This is a genomic window from Rhodanobacter humi, assembly GCF_041107455.1.
Taxonomy (GTDB): Bacteria; Pseudomonadota; Gammaproteobacteria; order Xanthomonadales; family Rhodanobacteraceae; genus Rhodanobacter_A.
Genome location: NZ_JBGBPY010000001.1, coordinates 4046721 through 4066357, shown reverse-complemented (window position 1 = coordinate 4066357; position 19637 = coordinate 4046721). Strand labels below are relative to the sequence as shown.

General features: G+C 62.4%; 11 protein-coding genes and 1 pseudogene. 3 read left to right on the top strand and 9 right to left on the bottom strand.

Going from position 1 to position 19637, the window contains the following annotated elements; all coding sequences use genetic code 11:
- Window positions 1-18 precede the first annotated feature (18 nt).
- The 6 genes and pseudogenes from AB7878_RS18070 to proA all read right to left on the bottom strand — a co-directional run bounded on the left by AB7878_RS18070 (window position 19) and on the right by proA (window position 10097).
- Window positions 19-1080, bottom strand: a complete 1062-nt coding sequence (locus tag AB7878_RS18070) for an MBL fold metallo-hydrolase (RefSeq protein ID WP_369495678.1) — start codon at window positions 1078-1080, stop codon at window positions 19-21.
- Window positions 1080-1637: a hypothetical protein gene (locus AB7878_RS18065; protein WP_369495677.1), complete on the bottom strand. Its 558-nt coding sequence runs from the start codon at window positions 1635-1637 to the stop codon at window positions 1080-1082. Before AB7878_RS18065 ends, AB7878_RS18070 begins: the two co-directional genes overlap by 1 nt.
- A gap of 1 nt (window position 1638) precedes the next feature.
- Entirely contained in the window at window positions 1639-2373 is a 735-nt protein-coding gene (locus tag AB7878_RS18060; RefSeq protein ID WP_369495676.1) for a hypothetical protein, read from the bottom strand.
- A 129-nt stretch (window positions 2374-2502) separates the two neighbouring features.
- Window positions 2503-3348 (bottom strand): annotated as a pseudogene (locus tag AB7878_RS18055) (IS3 family transposase); the annotation flags it as partial.
- Window positions 3349-3412: 64 nt separating this feature from the next.
- Entirely contained in the window at window positions 3413-4048 is a 636-nt protein-coding gene (locus AB7878_RS18050; RefSeq protein WP_369495675.1) for a TraB/GumN family protein, read from the bottom strand.
- 157 nt (window positions 4049-4205) lie between these two features.
- The gene (proA, locus tag AB7878_RS18045) at window positions 4206-10097 is read right to left on the bottom strand and encodes an anti-phage protein ProA (RefSeq protein WP_369495674.1); all 5892 of its coding nucleotides are present in this window, start codon (window positions 10095-10097) and stop codon (window positions 4206-4208) included.
- A gap of 436 nt (window positions 10098-10533) precedes the next feature.
- On the opposite strand from proA, the gene AB7878_RS18040 reads away from it, so the two are divergent.
- The 3 genes from AB7878_RS18040 (at window position 10534) to AB7878_RS18030 (ending at window position 15968) form a co-directional block, all read left to right on the top strand.
- A complete protein-coding gene (locus AB7878_RS18040; RefSeq protein WP_369495673.1) occupies window positions 10534-11745 on the top strand; it encodes a hypothetical protein in 1212 nt (403 codons plus the stop codon).
- Between the two features lie 487 nt (window positions 11746-12232).
- Entirely contained in the window at window positions 12233-13531 is a 1299-nt protein-coding gene (locus tag AB7878_RS18035; RefSeq protein ID WP_369495672.1) for a cytochrome C, read from the top strand.
- Between the two features lie 118 nt (window positions 13532-13649).
- Window positions 13650-15968, top strand: coding sequence for a heavy metal translocating P-type ATPase (locus AB7878_RS18030; protein ID WP_369495671.1), 2319 nt, complete (start codon window positions 13650-13652; stop codon window positions 15966-15968).
- A 45-nt stretch (window positions 15969-16013) separates the two neighbouring features.
- Here the strand turns inward: AB7878_RS18030 and polX are convergent, their stop codons facing one another.
- The 3 genes from polX to AB7878_RS18015 are packed head-to-tail and all read right to left on the bottom strand — an operon-like array spanning window position 16014 to window position 19589.
- The gene (polX, locus tag AB7878_RS18025; RefSeq protein WP_077485253.1) at window positions 16014-17732 is read right to left on the bottom strand and encodes a DNA polymerase/3'-5' exonuclease PolX; all 1719 of its coding nucleotides are present in this window, start codon (window positions 17730-17732) and stop codon (window positions 16014-16016) included.
- Window positions 17733-17753: 21 nt separating this feature from the next.
- A complete protein-coding gene (locus AB7878_RS18020) occupies window positions 17754-18737 on the bottom strand; it encodes a zinc-dependent alcohol dehydrogenase family protein (protein WP_077485254.1) in 984 nt (327 codons plus the stop codon).
- A 27-nt stretch (window positions 18738-18764) separates the two neighbouring features.
- Window positions 18765-19589 carry a universal stress protein gene (locus AB7878_RS18015; RefSeq protein ID WP_369495670.1) on the bottom strand — a complete coding sequence of 275 codons (825 nt, stop codon included), beginning with the start codon at window positions 19587-19589 and terminating at the stop codon, window positions 18765-18767.
- Window positions 19590-19637 lie beyond the last annotated feature (48 nt).

Below are 19637 nucleotides of genomic sequence, written 5' to 3'. Positions count from 1 at the left end.
CGCGAGATGAGTACCACTTCAAAGTGGTCTTGCATTGCCGAAGCACTCGACTCGCCAAGAGGTCTCACCAGTTCTGCGACGCATTCGTACGCACCCAAAGCCATTGTTCACCGGCTGAATGTTCTTAGCCATGTCTTGTAACCGCTTTAATTGCGTCGCCGGTAATTGCGGCCTCCTGCTTGCATCGGAGGAGATAAACGCCTCTGAGGCTTGAGTCTTGAGCCGAATCACGTCCTGTTGAGTTGGTAATTTTGATCCACGGTTGTAGGGCGTCAAAGCCGCTACAGGGCCATTGTCGAGCAATGTGGTCCACACGCTCGGGTGATCACCTGTTGCAGATCCATGATGAGCAACTTTCAATGCCGTTGCCTTTTTCCGTGTCGCCACCCATGAGTCTGCTACTACAGCTTGCCATCCAAACTTAACGTGATTCTCTAAGTCTGATCCCAACAGGATTGCGTCATGCCCCAGATCGATATGTACGGCAACTGCTTCGAGATTGGGCTTAAGGGGTACAACGTTGTTGATTGGATTTCCACCACTGGCCGCCGGAAGGAATTGAGCCAAGTCATTCACAAACTGCTGAAACGCGAAAGGCACCGGCGAAAGCGCAGTCACTCGTGCAAAGGATTGTCCAGCTGCAGATTCAAAGATTATGGATCGCTTCTTGACGTAGAAGACATTTGATCGCTCTTGAATGACCGTATACAGCTCTTGTGTTCCGCGACTAGAGTTGACGACGCGACCGCTGTGTGCTGCAAGGAGTGCCAATGCCTCCTCGCGATTAAACGTATCAGACATATGGAACTCGGCCTCTGGATAGGCTCGCGCCAACTCTGAAATCCCGCGTACATGGTCGTCATGCCAGTGCGAAGCGAGGATCACTTTAACCCCAGACTGGGGTACGTTAATCGCGTGCAAATAATTCTGTGTGGCAGGCTTGCGTGTTCCAGCCTCTATGCAAGAGTCAACAAGCAGCCACGCGCCGTCACCCATATGGACTGCAATGGATTCGCCGAAGCCAGGCCCGAAAACAGATACTTCGATCTCGTCCTGGGCTGGTGCTACACCGTAGTCCATCAAGGCGCTTCCGGCTTGATAACACCCTTTTGGAGTAAGGCTTGCGCCTCACTTCTGATAAGCATTGCATCTCGGCGCGTCCACGCGGGCAGTCGCCGGAATCTAAGCTCTTCCGAGTTTTTAATCGAGCCACTCGGTCGACGTTCCTTATACAGGCTTAGGTAAAAAACCGCACCTGGCTTAACGAGATCGCGATCTTGAGGGCTAACCCATTCGAAATCGATGTCGGCAAAATGGTCGACGGAGCCTCCCATTTTTGATCTCAGAAGTACCCGCATGACTTCGCCATTTGGCAGAATCTCCTGAACTGTGCCCTCCCATACTTGAATAAGGGAGGCTGAGTCGCCTTCTTCGCGATGCAATGACGCAGTTAGTATTGGTCGCTCAATCGTCCAATGCTTCGTAATCGTCGTCATCTTCTCCGACGAAGCAAGATTCGTCGGAAATGTCTCATCTGCTTCTAACGCACGCACCTTAGGCACTCCAAACGGACGCGCCTCAAATTGCTGCGTGGTAGTACCGATAGGCCTATTCTCTGCAAAAGTCGCAAGCTGCATCTTACGATCCTTCGTAAGCTATGGTCTTGTTTAGCAAAGCCTCGAACGTCCTTGTTGCAAAATCCCAAGTCTGATCCCATTCCGCCGCCACCAGTGCGGCAGCTTTCTCAGCAGGGTTCTTCTCGCCAATTTCGGACGTGAGGGATCCTCGATGATCATTCAGTGTCAAAAACACACCAGGCTTGACCAAGCCTGATGGCATAACCTGAATGGTGATCCCGTCGGTAGCAGAATTCAATGCATCCCCCCGCGATCCGTGCGTTGCTTTTACTTGGAGATTGGCTAAACCGACATAGTAGTCTCCTTCAGGAAAGATCTCTTTCCAGATAGCCTTAGGTGCCAGCGTATCTCCCACTTTATGCCAATCTGCTTCGTTTGAAACCTGATAATGCCCGTGAAAATTAAAACCTATTGCGGTAACAGGCATGTGAGGAAGGAGGAGAAATATGCCCTCTGCGAGATCCCTTAGAGCAGGGCTTAATGCGTTTTTACTTGCTATAGCTAATTGATTCGGCAACGCCTGAAGGCGAAACCAATCTGTTTCGCAAACCGTAGCTTGATGTGAAACGACCGTCGCTGGCGACTTGATCGCAGCGTCACGGTCGCCATCTCCAATCAGCTGGTTGTGGAAAAGCCAATCCGCCGAAAAAATGGCGGGATTGATGTCCCCCACTGCAACTATCGAAGACCCAAACTCTGCTGTGCTGACCGGGTTCGGCATCTGGATAACGATCACAGGATGGTATCGGCCAAGTATACACAGATGGCCTAGATAGATCGCTGTTCTGCCCCCTCACCTACAGGAGTAGGCTGCGAAGCTCCCTACCGTGGTGGCGCCAACCCGGATAGAGTAGCGTGTAGGCGGCTAGGATCCAGCTGGTTGTCCACGCGCGCGGAGTTCCCGGTTGACGAAGGCCAACGTTAACTGCTTCGCGTAGGCGGCGGGTGTCAGCCCGCCCAACGCCTTCTTCGGTCGCTCCTCGTTGAACTCGCGCCGCCGGCGTTCGATCTCGGTGCGGGCGAGCAGCAGGCTTGGAAACCAGTGTTTGTTGAGGCACACATCGCGCAGGCGACCGTTGAACGATTCGATGTAGGCATTCTGGTTCGGCTTGCCCAGTTCGATCAGGTGTGACTGCACGCCGCGCTCGTGCGCCCAGCCGACCATCGCCTTGCCGCAGAACTCCTTGCCGTTGTCGGTGCGGATCGTCTTGGGCAAGCCGCGAATGAGCCCCAGGCGATCCAGCACGCGCGTCACGCCGATACCGGAGATGGCTCGTTCGACCTCGATGCCCACCGACTCATGCGTGGCGTCGTCGACGATGGTCAGGCACTTGAGGACGCGGGCGTCGGCGGTGCGATCGAACACGAAATCCATGGACCACACTTCGTTGGGCGCCGATGGACGACACAGCGGTTGCCGCTCGCTCACCGGCACCTTCTTCCGCTTGCGCCGACGCACCTGCAGCCGCTCCTCCCGATACAACCGCTCCACACGCTTGTAGTTCACCGGCTCGCCGCCCTCCTGCCGAAGCTTCAGGTGGATCATCCCCACGCCGTAGCGCTTGTGGCGCTGCGCCAGCTCCACGATCCGTCGTCGCAGCACCACGTCGCGGTCTGGCTGCGCCTGGTAGCGGTACGCGCTGGCGCTCATGCCCACCACGCGCAAGGAGCACCTCTCGCTCAGCCCCTTGTTGATCATCTGGCGCACCAACGGGACGTCGGATTCATTCCAGTCCGCAAGGCGACGTAGTTAAAGGGGAAACGACAGTTGTCCCTTACGGCGCGCGCTCGACGCCAGTCATCACACGCATGTTCAAACCGGTCAATTCAGCACTCGTGGTGTGATTTTCGCCTACGAGAAACAGGCAGCCAGTGTGCGAGGGGTTTCTGGCGGTAGCTGCCTTGATGTTCTTGGCCATGGTCTTGTTACGAACCGCCATCTGGTTCCCCCGACCTTGCAGGGTGCATTCGTCATCGACCAAGTGAACGCGCACACCCCGTTGCACCGCCATTTCGATCAACCGCACCACAGTGGCTGGATTCCCTCCGGGACGTTGCTCGTGACGATCGTACCTAAAGAGGCCGAGGCTCCACTCCTCCTTAAATCGGCACCAGTGCGCGTTCGTACGGATGTCGGTGCCGGCCAGACTGTTCAACCACGCCCCCACGCTTGCGTGCCCCCCGGCAGGCGGATTCGAGTCAAACGCCATCGCCAAGGGCATGTCCGCCACCTCGAGGAACAAATCATTCACCCGCCCTGCAGCGATCAAATTGGCCGCCAGTCCGCGCCCATGCGGATTGTCGTGGCTTTCGCCAATGATCAGACCGGAGGCGGTGACGTCGTCCATCGCTTGAAGGCGTCGATTGCGGATGGGGCCCGCCAACGCTTCTGCCGAGAATCCTTTTGACATGGTGTTCCCCTTGGACAGGAATCCGATGACCTCTTGGGCGCGGTGTGCCCAGCCCGCATACTGCAAATGAGACGCCACCGCATTGGGCAGGCCTCACCGTGACTTTCTCGCCCGCGCCGGAGCCTTGGTGGTGGACGAAGGGTTGGGATGGCGTTGTCTAGCGATCACCACTCGAGTCGAGCACCATGCCAATGCGGCCTCTGGCTGATGCCGAAAGCCTTCGGATACCGAAAGCCCTCGCAATTTCAACGACAGCATCCGTTCTTCGGATTGATCGAGACGCCGCAAAAATTTCCTCAGGCGCCAGTTCTTCGATGAAGCGAACGTCCTCCTCTCGCTCAGGTACTCGGTAGGTATTCCAGCGCTCAGGATCGTCAGCGGCCAGCCACACGAAATATCCACGCTCTGGCTCGGGGTCAGGCTGGAAGTGGAAGTGCCGTTCCGCCAACTCGAGGACACGCTCGGAAATGAGACGGCCGGACCGCTTGAATCCATGTGCGCGAGCCACGCGATCCACGAGCACCTTGTCCAGAATTGGAGCTTCTTGCTCCAGAACTTCGCGAATGCACCTGTGAAGCGTGGAGTCGTAGGAAGGATCATGGAAGCTGGTCGGCTGCAGCGAGGGTTCAAGGCTGGAGAGATCGGCCATACGGTAGACCCGCTTTATGGCTTCTTCCCCTCCGCTGCTCGGACCACGCGCAACCAAACGCGCAGGTTCGAAATCCTGACCACCCTCGTCATCTGCGATCACCTCGTCTCGGGAGGGTGAGTCCTCAGTTTCCTGATCAAATTCCGCGTCCCGCTCCGCAATTACGGCACCTTCGGCCTCCATGGCTTTCGCTGCAGCTGCGGCTTCGATCTCTCGGGCTTGCTGCAACTCAGCCGCCCTATGGCGTTGATTCTCGAGTTCGGTGCTGATGGCCCCATGCAGCCGCTCCAGAGCGCCGTCACGATCAACCCACCACTCCGTCGACCAGATTCGTACCAGCTGCCAGCCGAGGCCGCGCAGGATCTCGCTACGAACCTTGTCGCGATCGCGCGCCGTCGCAGCGCTGTGGTACGTCGCGCCATCGCACTCGACGCCGACTAGATAGTCGCCCGGTCGATCCGGGTGCACGACGCCTAGATCAATGCGGAAGCGCGATACACCAATCTGAGGATAGGTTTCCCAGCCCTTTGCTCGGAGACCTTCGGCGACATACTGCTCAAACGGTGAGTCGTAATCTCCCACTGAGCCGCGCACAGCGGCTGTGATGGCTTTCGGCCCCTGGTGGGCAAACTCGATGAAGTGACGTAGATCGTGTACCGCCTTTGCTGACGTGCGGTTGAAATCGATCATCGAGGGATCGAACGACGTGAAGACCATCATCTCGCGGCGCGCACGTGTCACGGCCACGTTCAAACGGCGCCAACCGCCTTCGCGATTGAGCGGCCCGAAATTCATGGACATCACGTTGGCACCCGGCTCGGTAGGGCCAAACCCGATACCCAGGATGATCAAATCACGCTCGTCGCCCTGCATGGTTTCTAGGTTCTTGACCACGACGGGTTCGGCCAGGTCGTCCTTGAAGAACGGCTCGATTTCAGGGTTGTCGCGCCTTGCCTGGTCGAGAAGATCCTCCACCAGCTGTTGCTGCTCTGCATTGAGAGTGATGATGCCGACGGACTGGCAGGATGCGATGAATTCGGGGTCTTTGAGCCGCCTGACCACCTCCGCCACGATAGCTTTGGCCTCAATCTGATTCCGTCGCCCACCCTTTCCCTGCACATAGATGCCATCGACCTTGTGCCAGGAGACGGCACTCGGGCGCGTGTCAGCCGCTGGAAAGGTGATCAAGCTGCCGCCGTAGTAGCGGTAATTGGAGAACGTGATAAGGCTTTCGTGCCGACTACGGTAATGCCAGGTCAGGCTATGTTGCGGCACGCCTGCACCGATGCATTCTTCAAGAATGCTCTCCAGATCCTCATCGGTATCATCCTCGCCGGCGCCTGCACCACGGTTGAAAAAGCTGGTGGGTGGCATTTGTCGTGGATCACCGGCGATGACCACTTGCTTGCCGCGGGCGATGGATCCAACGGCGTCCCACGGGGCGATTTGGGAGGCCTCATCGAAAATGACCAGGTCAAACAAATCGTGATCGGTAGGCAGGTACTGAGCGATAGACAACGGGCTCATCAGCATGCACGGTGCCAGGGCCGTGAAGTCATGTCCCATCTCTTGGGCTAACTGGCGGACCGGCTTGTGGCGGCGCTGCTTTTGTAGCTCATGCTTGAGAATGCCGAAGCCGCTCCGCTTCGTAACACCATTCTTGTCCGGGATGTTGCCCGAAAGCTTGGCGCGGATGTAGGCCGATGTGAGTTCGCCCAACTCATCCACAGCAGCGGTATATGCGTCGATGTCGCTTTGATGTTCGGCTGGCACGAAGTGGCGCAGAAGCGCCTCCGCATCGATCACCTTGGAAGCAAACCAGCGGGCATACGCTATCTCGAAAGTGTGGGCAATCGAGTCCTCAGAGAGCGTGCCCTGCTCTACCGCCTCAACGAGCGGCTGTAGTCCGCACGCGACAGCTTCTTGGCGTACGCGACGCCAGCTGCACCAGGCATGCAGAGCTTTCTCGTTCCCAACGACGGTTTGGGCGTTGGCGAAGAGTTCCGGTACCTGCTTATGGAGGTCAATCTCGCTCCCCGCAGCCTTGCCAAACTGCTGGGTTGCATCGAATAGAGCTTTATACCGACCCGCGAGCTGACCAATGGCCTCGGCGATGTGGCCCTCCGGCGCTAACAGGTCATTTCCGTCAACCACTAGCTTTTGCGTCTCGTGGCGTAGCTTCACCAGCTGCTCAGGTGAACTGGCCAGCGGCATGAGATTCGAACGAAGGTTCTCCGCCAATTGGGTCGCGAGCGCCATGCGCGTAACATCGGAATTCAAAGCGGACCACCCCGGGACGCCCTGAAGCTCTCGGTCCAGGGCGTCAATCTTGGCCACGACATCCTTCATGGCCGCAAGCAAGGGAAGGTCAGCATCCACGTTTGGCGGAGCAGACGTGCCTGCAGTTCCGGCGAGCGACTTGGCCACTCTCTTCTTGGCCAGCGAAGCAAGGAACCAAAACTTACCGGAGGCCTCAGTCCATTCACTTCTCAGCCTATCGACCTTGATGTGACGGACAGCCTCCGGCGCATAGGCTTGAGATAAGCGCCTCTCCAACCCTTTGTAGTCCTCCAGCAGCGATGCCGCCTGTTGAGCCGCTTCGCGAATTGCTTTCAATGTTGGCGAGAAAGCGAAACGCAGATCCACGCCATGCGCGTCTGGCAGAAGGCGGACAAACTCAAGCAGTTTGCCGGCCGCTGGCGTCGAACCGGCAACCGAAAGCCCAGTTTTCTGTACGACCAGTGCGCAGGCCTCATCGCACACCTTGAGTGCGACGAGGACCTGACGAGCCGCCCCTACTAGGGCGTCCTGCCAGGCATTGGACCATTCGGTTCGAACCACTAGCGTCATTCGTGTGCCGACGCCGCCGGCGGCGCCTCGGTTTAGATCCAAGCGCCTGGCAACTTCCCGCAAACGCTCCATTTGAGCAGCGTCATGCTCCGTATCTTCTGGCCATGAAAGTCGAGGAGTGGTCGGTGCGGCATCCTTTACGACGCGACCGATGGCCTCATGTATCGACCAACCGTTCGGCCAGCGCCTATGGAGCACCTGCACCACTTCGTTGAGGCGATCCCGGAGTGATCGGACCTTTTCGGCTTGCGCATCCCAATCCGCTTCCGTCAGGGTGTCTCGAGACGTCCATGCGCGGTCCAGTTGCTGAAGCACGTGCATTTTGGTGGACTTGCTCGAATGCAGTTCCAGACAGAACTGGCCGATACCCCTCTCTTCCAGGCGCCGTTTCACGACATCAAGTGCGGCCATCTTCTCGGCCACGAACAAAACGCGCCGCCCTAACGCGAGGTTGTGCGCGATCATATTGGCGATGGTCTGCGACTTCCCCGTACCCGGCGGTCCATCCAGCACAAAACTGTGACCCTTGGCGGATGCGACTACGGCGGCCAATTGCGATGAGTCGGCCGGGAGCGGAGTGAACAGCTCGCCGGGTTCGACGGTGTCATCCAAGTCTTTTGGCTCGGGGAACTCGCCCACGGACTCCAGCACGGATCCGCCAAGTTTGTGCTGCAGCAAATGCCGCACCACGTCGTTCTGCATCAGCTGTTCGGAGCGGTCGATCAGATCGCGCCACATCAGGTACTTCGAGAACGAGAACGTCCCCAGAGCGACGTCGGTAGTGACCTCGAAGCCGGGCATATCGCGCACCGCGCGCCGCACGATATTCCAGATCCCTTCGACATCAATGCCGCTTTCGTCCGTCGGCAGGTCGCCGCTCAGACCGGAGATGGTGAGCTGGAAGTCGTGGCGCAGCAGCTCCAGGAGTGTCAGATTGAACCGCGGCTCATCATCCAGCATGGACATCTTCACGCCGGACAGCACACTGCGGCGTTCCAACTTCACTGGTAAAAGAATCAAGGGGGCAAAGTAGCTCTTGGGATCGTCTTCGGCCTTCTTCCAGCGCAGGAAACCGATGGCGAGGAAGAGCGTATTGGAGCCACCTTCTTCGAGATCAGAACGGGCCTTGCGGTAAAGATCGACGAGAGCAGCATCGAGTCTGCCCTTCTCCATGCGGGAGAGCACCTCATTGCGTGCCATAGCCTGTCGAGAAGCTTCTTCTTCGAGGCTTTCACGATTGCGCTTTTCATAGATGCTGCTGTCCCGGCCGCCCATTTCGAGGTCAGGCATGGAGGCGATCCGTACGCTCCTGTTGGCAGCAAGGATGTCCTCGAGCCCTGCCGGATCTGGGCAGACTAGGCGAATTGCCTTGGCGCTTTCAGGCAAGTGCAGGAGGCGGTTTCGGGTTGTTAGGTCGAGTAGCTTGCGTTGCCACAGCTCCAGCTTGTTTGCTGCGGTGGCAGGTTCATCTTCGACCTCGACGTCAAACGCAGGCAGTTCGGGAGCCGATTCCAGAGCTTCGCTGACCTTCGCAGCTTGCTCGTCATGTGTGTCCTCAGCAGCCTTTGCAGTCACGGTAAGTGGCCGTACCTTCTGCATACGGGCTCGGCGCAAGTCGATAGCCATCACGAAATCGTCGTCAGTCAGCTGCCGCTTGGCGACATCTACCGCATGGCTGAATCCTGGCGGGGGCGACTGCGTGGCCAAGGTGGTCTCGAAAACCAGCAGCTCCTGAAGTTCGATCCGCTTGCGCACCGATGAGGCATCTTCATTGAGGACTTGGGCAAACTCCTGCGGCTGTAGCCATACCCCTGTGAATGCATGCCCCTTAGTCAACAGCAGGATGGGATTGAGGCCAGCCTGTTCCAAGGCAGCAGCAAACAGGAGTGCGGTATCCAGACAGGTACCAACTCTGTTATCGAGTACCTGCGATGGAGAGCGGATTTTTTGCCCCTCCTGCTCGAAGCTCGCCGGAGGCAATACATAGCTGATCTGGTAGCCGCATACGGCAGACCAAACACCGGAAGCCAGTTCCCAGGCGCGCTGACGTGAGCCCTCCTTATACCCGTCAATGCCGTCAGGTCGCCCCGCCCGACGCAAGACATCCGACGTGCTTTTGAGCACCTTGTCGACTGCGGGGTCGTTGGGCATGCAAAATGCGGCCAGAAGCTCCGGCATGCTGCCAGCGCCACCCCACTGGTTCCGAGCAAGTAATTCGACCGGGAAGCGACGTTCGGCGACAACGGTGTTCCCCGAGCAGAGGCGGACGTGTACCGACGCATGCATCCCCTCAGTCAGATCCGCCAGGTAGCCATCTTTCAGATCGACATCACGATCGGCGATCGTTATCGAGGAATCAGGGCCAAGTCTGTCGATACGCCACGTCTTCGCAGCTGCGAACGGTAGGCTTGGCTCGAGCTCCAAGGTCAGGTCGTCGAGACCTGCTTGATCGTTGCTCGTGATGGTCAGTTGCCGCAGCAGCGGCACGGCATTCTGGTGCGATGCCAGCCCAAGCTTGGTGCTGACAATCGCCTCGATAGAGATTCCCATGGCCCCTGTCCTTCCGCACCGCTCCAACGGCCGAATCATAGGCCTGAATGGCGGAAGTTACGAATCCTTAGGCGCTTTACGTCTTCGTGTGCGATCGTCCGCAATACGCCTTCGCAGCCCTTGCGTACGTCAGATCCCGGCCAGCGCGCCCTACCCCCGATAACACGGGCAAACCGTTGGGTATCGGCAACACGCCACTCCGTCCTTGCAAGCAGGGCGCCGTGGTCTCAACGAACCGATTGTGGATTCAGACTGGAGCCGTTTCAGCGCTGCTTTGACTGGGGCGTGAGCCAGAACTGCGGCGGAACGAGAAGCGCGTGGTGGCGGCAGGCCAGCCGCACGATTGGCCAGTAACTCGCCTGTATCGCGGACAGGGATTTGAGCACCGCTATTTGCGGCCATACTATCGGTGCCACCAAACACAAGGAAATGTGCGATGTCACGCTGGACCGATCAATACAGTACCCACGCCTTCCACGGTTCCTGGCAATCACTTACAAGTACGGTGGCTGGCGCTGCCGTTCCCGACGGTGCACCACTGGCCGATGCCGAGGAACTTGCCCGATTCCAGAAAGTCGTCGCCCAACTGGTCTCCACATTGGAAGCAGTCGACCCGGAAATTGGGAACCTCGAAGTGCTTGGCAACATGCAGGCATCCGCGCAAGCGGCCTTGGGCGAGGTGCAGGCATTCCTCAGCAACGGCAATGTAGGCCACCTTCGCAACGCCAACGCGCAGGTAGACGCGCTTGCCGCCCACGTCCAGCGATACGCGTCTACGCTGCCTGCTGTCAGTCCGCCCGCGGTCGTCGCTGCAGCAGCGTCGCTTAGCAAGTACGTGGCCGACTGGCACCGAAACGCTTCTGCTCAGCTCGAAGTCCTAGGTAAAGAGGTCGGAAAGGTCGACGCCCGTTCAGTGGAGGCGAACCTCGCCATCGATAAACTCATCGAGCGCATGACCGCACTCGAAGGCCAGTTCCAAACCCAGATGTCGGCCTTCACACAGACCTTTACGCAGGCCGAGGCGTCGCGCGCAGAACGCTACGACAAATGGCAGGAAACCCAACAGGCCAAGGCCGATGAGGCGTTCTCCGAACTCGCGAAGAAGTATGCCGCGGGACTCGTTGTCCTGACCGACTATGAAGACCAGGCAGGCAAGGTGCTTGGATCAGTGGTCAACACGGCACAAGCAGGCGCGTACGCCACCTATGCCAATGAAGAGAAGGCTAGCGCCAACATCTACCGGCGGCTGGCGATCGGTCTGATGGTTGTAGCAGCTACGGTGCTGTTTTTGCCTGAACTCTGGCATGTTGGCCAGTTGGTCGGTGGTTACACCGTTGACTGGCAAAAGGCGCTATACCGCCTGCCCTTCTCCCTTGTGCTGTTTGCGCCTGCAGTTTATCTGGCCAAGGAATCCAGCCGGCACCGCAACAACGAGGTGCTCAACCGTCGTCGGCAGCATATCCTGACAACCATCGAGCCATACCTTGCGTTGCTCGACCCGAAGAAGGCCGAAGAGGTCAAGACTGAGGTGGCCAGGAGTCTGTTCTCCGACACCATGGGCACGCCCGCGGAAAAAGACGAGGACACCAGCAACATCCTCGCTCAGCTGTCGAACCTCGCGACCACGCTTCTCAAGCAAAAGCGATGATCAAATCGCATACCTAATCCGACACGGGCGACCCGATGCGAGCGGGCGCGTCAATGCGACGCACCTCCGCTTACCATCGCCCCCCCTTCCGGCATATGCCCACGTCGGATGCATTGGGGCGTGATGGACTCCCCTACCCTCGATAACCCTTCCTAATCACCCTACCCAAGGTCCATATATTTGGCCCCGGCCTCTGCGCGGATATGGCCGACTGGCTCAACACCTCTGCCTGCCACTGAGAGGCGGGTCGCTGTTGCATACCGTTTAGCGCCGTGCGCCTGCTGCGTTTCATTTGACAAGCATCAAATGCCCTCACACCGGCGCATGCCACGCTGCAATCAAGCGTGCACCGGGGACCGCACCATGTCGCCTCCGGAACCCAGTCGCGGTGGAGGATGTCATGGCTACCCGTTGCGCTGTTCGTCACCCTTGGTTTCACAGGCAGGTGCTCCGCATCTTGGCGCTCGCCACCGGACTGCTTGCCCTCGTGAGCGTTTCGCCCAGTGCCCAGGCAATACCCGCGTTCGCCCGGCAGACGCACGCGCCCTGCACGGCTTGCCATGTCGGTGGCTTCGGGCCACAGCTGACGGCGTTCGGGCGCCAGTTCAAGTTGCTTGGGTACACGCTCTCCGCCGGCGACAAGGACAATGTGCCGCTGTCGCTGATGCTGGTGGAGACGTACTCGAGCACTCGCAAGGCGCAGACCGCTCCACCCGCCAAGGGTTTCGGCACCAATGACAACACCGAACTGCAGCAGGCCTCGGTTTTCGTCGGCGGCCGCATCACCGACCACCTCGGCGTGATGGCACAGGCGACCTATTCGGAGAATGGCGGACTGCTGGGCTGGGACAACAGCGACCTGCGCTACGCCCGCAGCTCCGCCGCATGGGGCCACAACGTGGTGTGGGGCATCTCGCTCAATAACAATCCCAGCGTGACCGACGTCTTCAACACGGCACCATCGTGGCAGTTCCCGTACATGGCGCCCGACCTCGTCCCCGGCGCCCCGGCGGCGCCCATCCTGATGGGCGGGCTGGCCGGGCAGGTCGTCGGCCTGAATGCCTATGCGCAGATCGATGGCGGACTCTATCTGGAGGCAGGCGGCTATCGCTCGCTGTCGCCGGCCTTTCTGCGCGACGTGAACGCGGACTTCAGCGGACGGCTGAGTGGCGTCGCTCCCTATGCACGGCTCGCCTACACGTGGAACCTCGCCGGCGGCAACGCGCAGATCGGCGCCTTCGGCTTCCATGCGGCCCGCGGGCTGGCGGGCGCCAATATGCAGGGTGATGCGGTGGCGTTGGCTGGCCCCAGCGACAAGTTCACCGACCTGGGTGTCGATGCGAGCTACGTGTTGCAGGGCGGCGACAAGCACACCGTGACCTTCAACGGCCTGTACCTCACCGAACGGCAGCGCCTCGACGCCACCTATGCCGCCGGAATTTCCTCGAATCTGCACGACAGCCTGCGCGCACTGAACCTCAATGCCAGCTACTGGTACCGCAATACCTGGGGCATCACGCTGGGAGAATTCGCCGACGATGGCAGCCGCGACCTGGCGCTGTACGGCAACGACGGCCGTCCCGACACGCGGGGCAGCGTCGTCGAGCTGGACTGGAACCCGTTCGGCAAGGCGGATTCGTGGATGCAGCCGTTTGCCAATGTCCGCCTCGGCCTGCAATACACCTGGTACACGCGCTTCAGCGGCTTGGTCACCAACATCGATGGCGCGGGCCGGCGGGCATCGGACAACGACACGTTGTACCTCTATGCGTGGGTGTCGCTGTAGTGCCGCGCATGCCCGCCGGTGACTCGCGCGGGTCGGTGAGGCCGGCCCGGCGCCCTCCCCGCGCGACGGGCCCGCGGCGGCAACGGGTTGTGGTCGCCCGCGCCCGGCGGAGCGGATGATGGGAGCGGTGCACGGGCCACCTGCCGGTTCCGGCCATGTGGTCAACCGCGTGCTGGTCGCCGTCAGCGCGTCGACGCTGCTGCTCGGCCTGGTCGCGCGCTTCCTCGGCCACGAGGCGGTCGCCGGTTTCGTATGGATGATCGGCGCATTCCCCGTGGCCGTGTCGATAGGCATCGCGAGTGCTGTCCGGCTGATGCGGCGCGATGCCGGGGTCGATGTCATCGCACTGCTTGCCGTCGTCGGCGCGATGGTCCTTGGCGAAACGCTTGCGGCCGCCGTCGTCGCCCTTATGTTCGCCGGCGGGAGGGCACTGGAGGACTACGCCGAAGGCAGGGCACGGCGGGAAATGTCCGCCTTGCTGGATCGCGCCCCGAGGTCGGCCAACCGCTACCTGGGCAGCGAGCTCGTGCAGGTTCCCGTGGAACAGGTGTCGCCGGGTGACCGCCTGCTCGTCCGCAGCGGGGAGGTCGTGCCCGTCGACGGCCTGGTCGAGTCCGCGGCGGCCGTGCTTGACGAATCGGCCCTCACCGGCGAGTCGCTGCCCGTCCGGCGGCTTCAGGGCGAGCTGGTGCGCAGCGGCGTGCTCAATGCCAGCGGCCCCTTCGATCTCCTGGCCACGACCTCGGCGGCCGACGGCACGTTCGCCGGCATCGTCAGACTGGTCGAGTCCGCGCAGCAGGCGAAGGCGCCCTCCGCGCGCCTGGCCGACCGCTACGCGCTGCTGTTCCTTCCGGTGGCGCTCGTGCTGGCGGCCTCCGCATGGGCGCTGACGGGCGATCCCGTTCGCGCCCTGGCGGTGCTGGTCGTCGCCACGCCCTGCCCGCTGATCCTCGCCGTGCCTGTCGCGATCGTTTCCGGCATGTCGCGATGCGCGTCGCGAGGCGTGCTGGTCAAGGGGGGTGGTGTCCTCGAAGGACTGGCCCGGGGCGATACGCTTTTCTTCGACAAGACGGGGACGCTGACGGCCGGGCACGCCCGCCTGACCGCCATCGAGACCGTCGATTCCATTGATCCGGACGAGCTGCTGCGCCTGGCGGCGTCCGTCGAGCAGGTGTCCCAGCATGTGCTTGCAGCGGCCATCGTGTCGTTTGCGAGGCAACGCGGGCTCGGCTTGTCGAAACCTACCGACGTGCAGGAAGAGCATGGCGCGGGCCTGGCGGGGACGATCGACGGCCGCCGCGTCGCCATCGGCAGCCACGGCTTCGTCTCGCGGTTCGCGCCGTCCTCGGATTGGGCCGAACTGCTGCGCAAGCGCATGCGCCGCGAGGGTGCCGCTGGGGTGTTCGTCGCCGTGGATGGCGTCCTGACGGGCGCCCTGCTCCTCGGCGATGAGATACGGCTGGACACGCCGCGGGCGATCCGGCTGCTTCGGCGTGCCGGGATCCGGCGCATCGTGATGTTGACGGGGGATCACGGCGAGATCGCCGAGTTCATCGGGGAAGCGCTCGGCGTGGATGAAGTCCTGGCGGACCAGGCGCCGGGCGACAAGCTGTCCGCGATCGAGGCGGCCAAGCGGACGAGCGCCACGATCATGGTCGGCGACGGCATCAACGACGCGCCCGCGCTCGCCGCCGCCGACGTCGGCGTAGCGATGGGCGCCCGCGGCGCCGCCGCTTCTTCCGAGGCAGCCGGCATCGTGCTGCTGGTCGACCGGTTGGATCGCCTGGCCGAAGCACTGGCCATCGCCCGCCGCACCAGGCGGATCGCCATGGAAAGCGTGCTCGCGGGAATGGGGATGTCGCTGGTCGCCATGCTGTTCGCGGCGCTGGGCTATCTCCCGCCGGTGACCGGGGCCATTCTGCAGGAGGGCATCGACGCGGCCGTGATCCTCAATGCGCTGCGCGTGCTGCGGACCACTCCGTTCGGCGAAGCGCGAGGACGGCTGGATGCATCCGAAGGCGCCCGCCTGGCCGCCGAACACCATGAACTCGGTCCCGTGCTTGACCGCATCCGTGCCTGTGCCGACCACCTGCCCGTGCTTCCCGAAGCGGCCATCCATGCCGAACTGGCCGAGCTGGATGCCTTGCTGAGAAACAAGCTGCTTCCCCACGAGCGCGACGACGAAAAAAACCTGTATCCGCGACTGGAGCCCATGCTGGGCGGCGACGATCCGCTGGCTCCGCTGAGCCGCACGCATCGCGAGATACACCGGCTGGGTCACCTGTTCCACCACATGACCGAAGATCTGCCGCGTGGCCCACTGCCAGCCGAAGTCGTGCAGGATCTGCAGCGGACGCTGTACGGCCTGGACGCCATCCTGAGGTTGCATTTCGCCCAGGAAGAAGAGATCTATCACGGGATGTCCGAGGCAGCCTGAAGCGGCTCCGGCCACAATCCGGGCGACCCTGCGCCGCGTCCGCCGTCAGCGCCGCAGTGCCCGCAGCAGTCTTTCCAGGGGCAGCGTATTCAACACGTCGGATGCGGCGAGCCAGGCGCGCCGTGCCTGGTCCACGCCATGGCGCATGTTCGCAAGCCCGGCAGCGGCGTGTGCATCGGTGGAAACCACCAGCTTGCAGCCTGCCGCGCGGGCGGCGCGCGCGTGGACATCGTCGAGGTCCAGGCGATCCGGCTGCGCGTTGATCTCCATGGCCACGCCGCGTTCGGCGGCGGCGGCGAAAATGCTTTCCATGTGGGCGGCAAACTCCGGCCGCTGGTTGACGAGCCGGGTGGTGGGATGCGCCAGGATCTGCACCCGCCGGTTGTCTAGCGCCCTGAGGATGCGCGCGGTCTGTTTTCCGGCCGGCAAGCCGAGCTGGTAATGCGCCGCGACGACGACGACATCCATTTCGGACAGCACGGCATCGGGCAGGTCCAGGTGACCGTCGCCGAGGATGTCGACCTCGGCGCTCTTGAGCAGCCGGAAACCGCGGAAACCGGCGTTGAGCCGATCGATTTCGGCGAACTGGGCGCGCAGGTCCCGGGTATCGAGGCCATGCGCCACGCGCACCCGCCGCGAATGGTCGGTGATCGCGAGATAGTCGTAGCCGAGTGCGCGGGCGGCATCGGCCATGGCCTGCAGCGAATCGTGCCCGTCGCTGGCCACGGTGTGGGCATGCAGGTCGCCGCGAACGTCGCCCAGCTCGACCAGCGTCGGCAGCCGGCCGTCCGCCGCGGCTTCGATTTCGCCGCGGTTCTCGCGCAGCTCGGGCGGGATGAACGGCAGTCCCACGGCGGCGAACACTTCGTCTTCGGTGCGCCCGGCGATGCGCCTGCCGCCGCGGTACACGCCGTATTCGTTGATCTTGAGCCCCTTCGCCACCGCGATCCCGCGCACCGCGACGACATGCGGCTTGGAGCCCGTGAAGTAATGCAAGGCGGCGCCGTGGCTCGCCGCCGGCACCAGCCGCAGATCGACCTGCATGCCGTTGTGCAGTTGTACCGAGGCCCGTGTGGCGCCCACGGCCAGCACGCTGGCCACCGCGTCATGACGGGTGAACGCATGCGTCACCGGTGCTCCGCGACGTGCAGTGACCAGGATGTCGATGTCGCCCACCATGTCGCGACGGCGGCGCAGACTTCCCGCCACCTCCACCGTCTCGACACCGGGCATGGCGCCGAGGCAGGCGAGCAACGGCGCGGCGGCCTGCTCCGCGTCGACGAGCCGGTAGCGCTGCGGCGCGACGGCGCGACGCTCGATGGCCGCGGCGATGCGTGCCGTGGTCTTCGGTCCGAAACCGTGCAGCGAACGCAGCGCGCCGGAGCGTATCGCGCGCTGCAGGTCCTCCCGATTGCGGATGCCGAGTTCGCGATACAGCGACTTCACCCGTTTCGGGCCCAATCCCGGCAGGTTCATGAGCTCGCCCAGCGCACGCGGCACGCGGGTTTCCAGCTCGGCGAGCTGCGGCAGCGCACCGGTGCGCACGATCGTGCCGATTTTCGCCGCGAGGTCCTTGCCTATGCCGGGCAAGTCGTCGAGCGCCTCCCCGGCGGCCATCCGGTCGGACATGCTCCGTCCCGAATCCGCCACCACGCGCGCGGCATTGCGGTAAGCGCGCACGCGGAACGGATTGGCGCCCTGGATCTCCAGCAGGTCCGCATAGCGGCTGAAGAGTTCGGCGATGTCCGCGTTGCTGGCAGCCATGTCCGTGTCTCCGCCCGGTGATTAGGGAACCAGCACCGCCGCGCCACTGAGCCGGCCCTCGCGCAGGTCCGCCAGCGCCCGGTTCGCCTGCTCCAGCGGATAGGGCCGTGCCGCGGTGCGGATATCGATGGTTGCCGCCAGCGCAAGGAAGTCGTGTGCGTCGCGGCGGGTGAGATTCGCGACCGAAACGATCTCGCGTTCCTCCCACAGCAGGCGGTACGGAAAGGCCGGGATGTCGGACATGTGGATGCCGCCGCACACCACGCGCCCGCCCTTCCGGACCGCCCTCAGCGCCATCGGGACGAGGGCGCCGACCGGCGCGAAGAGGATCGCCGCATCCAGCTGCTGGGGCGGCGGCGCATCCGAATCGCCCGCCCATGCGGCACCCAGCGAGCGGGCGAACGACTGCGCGATCGAGTCACCCGGTCGGGTGAAGGCGTACACCTCGCGCCCCTGCCGGATCGCCACCTGCGTGATGATGTGCGCGGCGGCGCCGAAGCCGTACAGTCCGATGCGCCGCCCGTCGCCGCAGCGCTGCAGGCAACGCCAGCCGATCAGGCCCGCGCACAGCAGCGGCGCGGTGGCCACGGCGTCGGCACCGTCGCGCAAGCGGACGCAGTACGCCGCACGCGCCGTCACATGGCTGGCAAAGCCCCCGGGACGGGTGTACCCGGTGAACTCGGGATGATCGCAAAGATTCTCGCGATCCGCCTTGCAGTAAGCGCATTCGCCGCAGCTGCCGCCGAGCCACGGCACGCCCACCCGCGCCCCCGGCGCGAGCGTGCCGACCTCCTCGCCCACCGCCTCCACGATGCCGACGATCTCATGTCCCGGTATGAGTGGTGGCCGAATCCGCGGCAGCTCCCCGGACACGACATGCAAATCGGTGCGGCAAACGCCGCAGGCTTCGACGCGCAGCAGCACTTCGTCCCGCCGCACGGCGGGCGTCGCCAGCGTCTTCAGTACCAGCGGCGCACCGACCGCTTCCAGCACCATCGCGCGCATGGGTTGCCGCCTCTGTTCGCGCTGGCGTCAGTGCCGGAACAGCACTGGAATGTCCGCCCACGCCAGCACATGCCGCGTGGCGCCGCCCAGCCACCACTCGCTGAAGCGGTTGCGTCCGTAGGCGCCCATCACGAGCAGGTCGGCGCCGAACTTCATCGATGCGTCCAGCAACACCGTGCCCACATCGTCGTGCCCGGCGGTGATCGTGCGTTCCTCGGCCTCGATGCCATGACGCTGCAGGTATTGGGAGATGCTGAAGGGCGGATCCCATTCCACGCCGTAGCCGGTGTCGCGCTCCGCCGCCCCCCACAACAGCAGGACTTCCTTGCCCCGCAACAGGGGTTGTGCCGCATGGATCGCCCGCATCGCCTCGGGCGAGCTGTTCCAGGCAACCGCCACGCGCCGAATCTGCCGGTCGGGCAGGATTTCCTCGCGGGGCAGGACGATGCACGGCATGCCCGACTTGAGGATCAGGTCCGGCAGGTCCCACGGCGAGTCCCGGTCATTCAAGGGATGGTCGAGCACCAGCAGATCGTGCCGCGTGATCGCCTGCAACAGCGCATCGGAAGTCCTCCCTTGCGCAACAACCCAGTCGAACTGTGGGGCGCCCAGCGATGCCGCCCATGCCTGGAGCGACGACCGGGCCTGGACCGCCTCCTTCACGAGTTCGAGTGCGCTTTCCACGTACGCCGTCGTCATCGGCGGGTCAAAGCCCGGTATGTAGTGCATGGGATGCGGGCAGGTGTAGACCGCGGTGACCGATGCTCCCAGCGTTGCCGCGAGTCGCACGCCGAACAGGCTCGCCGGCGTGTGATCCCGGTAATCCCTGGCGTGGATGAGGATGTCTTTCATGGAGGTACTTCCACCAAAGGGGACGCGGGTTTCGACGGCAGCCCGAGG

Bases quoted from the DNA above. Each gene is read 5' to 3' on its own strand.
- AB7878_RS18040 (WP_369495673.1), top strand. From the start codon at position 10,534: ATGTCACGCTGGACCGATCAATACAGTACCCACGCCTTCCACGGTTCC.
- AB7878_RS18020 (WP_077485254.1), bottom strand. From the start codon at position 18,737: ATGCGCGCGATGGTGCTGGAAGCGGTCGGTGCGCCGCTGGTACTGAAG.
- polX (WP_077485253.1), bottom strand. From the start codon at position 17,732: ATGGCTGCCAGCAACGCGGACATCGCCGAACTCTTCAGCCGCTATGCG.
- AB7878_RS18070 (WP_369495678.1), bottom strand. From the start codon at position 1,080: ATGGACTACGGTGTAGCACCAGCCCAGGACGAGATCGAAGTATCTGTT.
- AB7878_RS18030 (WP_369495671.1), top strand. From the start codon at position 13,650: ATGGGAGCGGTGCACGGGCCACCTGCCGGTTCCGGCCATGTGGTCAAC.
- AB7878_RS18065 (WP_369495677.1), bottom strand. From the start codon at position 1,637: ATGCAGCTTGCGACTTTTGCAGAGAATAGGCCTATCGGTACTACCACG.
- AB7878_RS18015 (WP_369495670.1), bottom strand. From the start codon at position 19,589: ATGAAAGACATCCTCATCCACGCCAGGGATTACCGGGATCACACGCCG.
- proA (WP_369495674.1), bottom strand. From the start codon at position 10,097: ATGGGAATCTCTATCGAGGCGATTGTCAGCACCAAGCTTGGGCTGGCA.
- AB7878_RS18050 (WP_369495675.1), bottom strand. From the start codon at position 4,048: ATGTCAAAAGGATTCTCGGCAGAAGCGTTGGCGGGCCCCATCCGCAAT.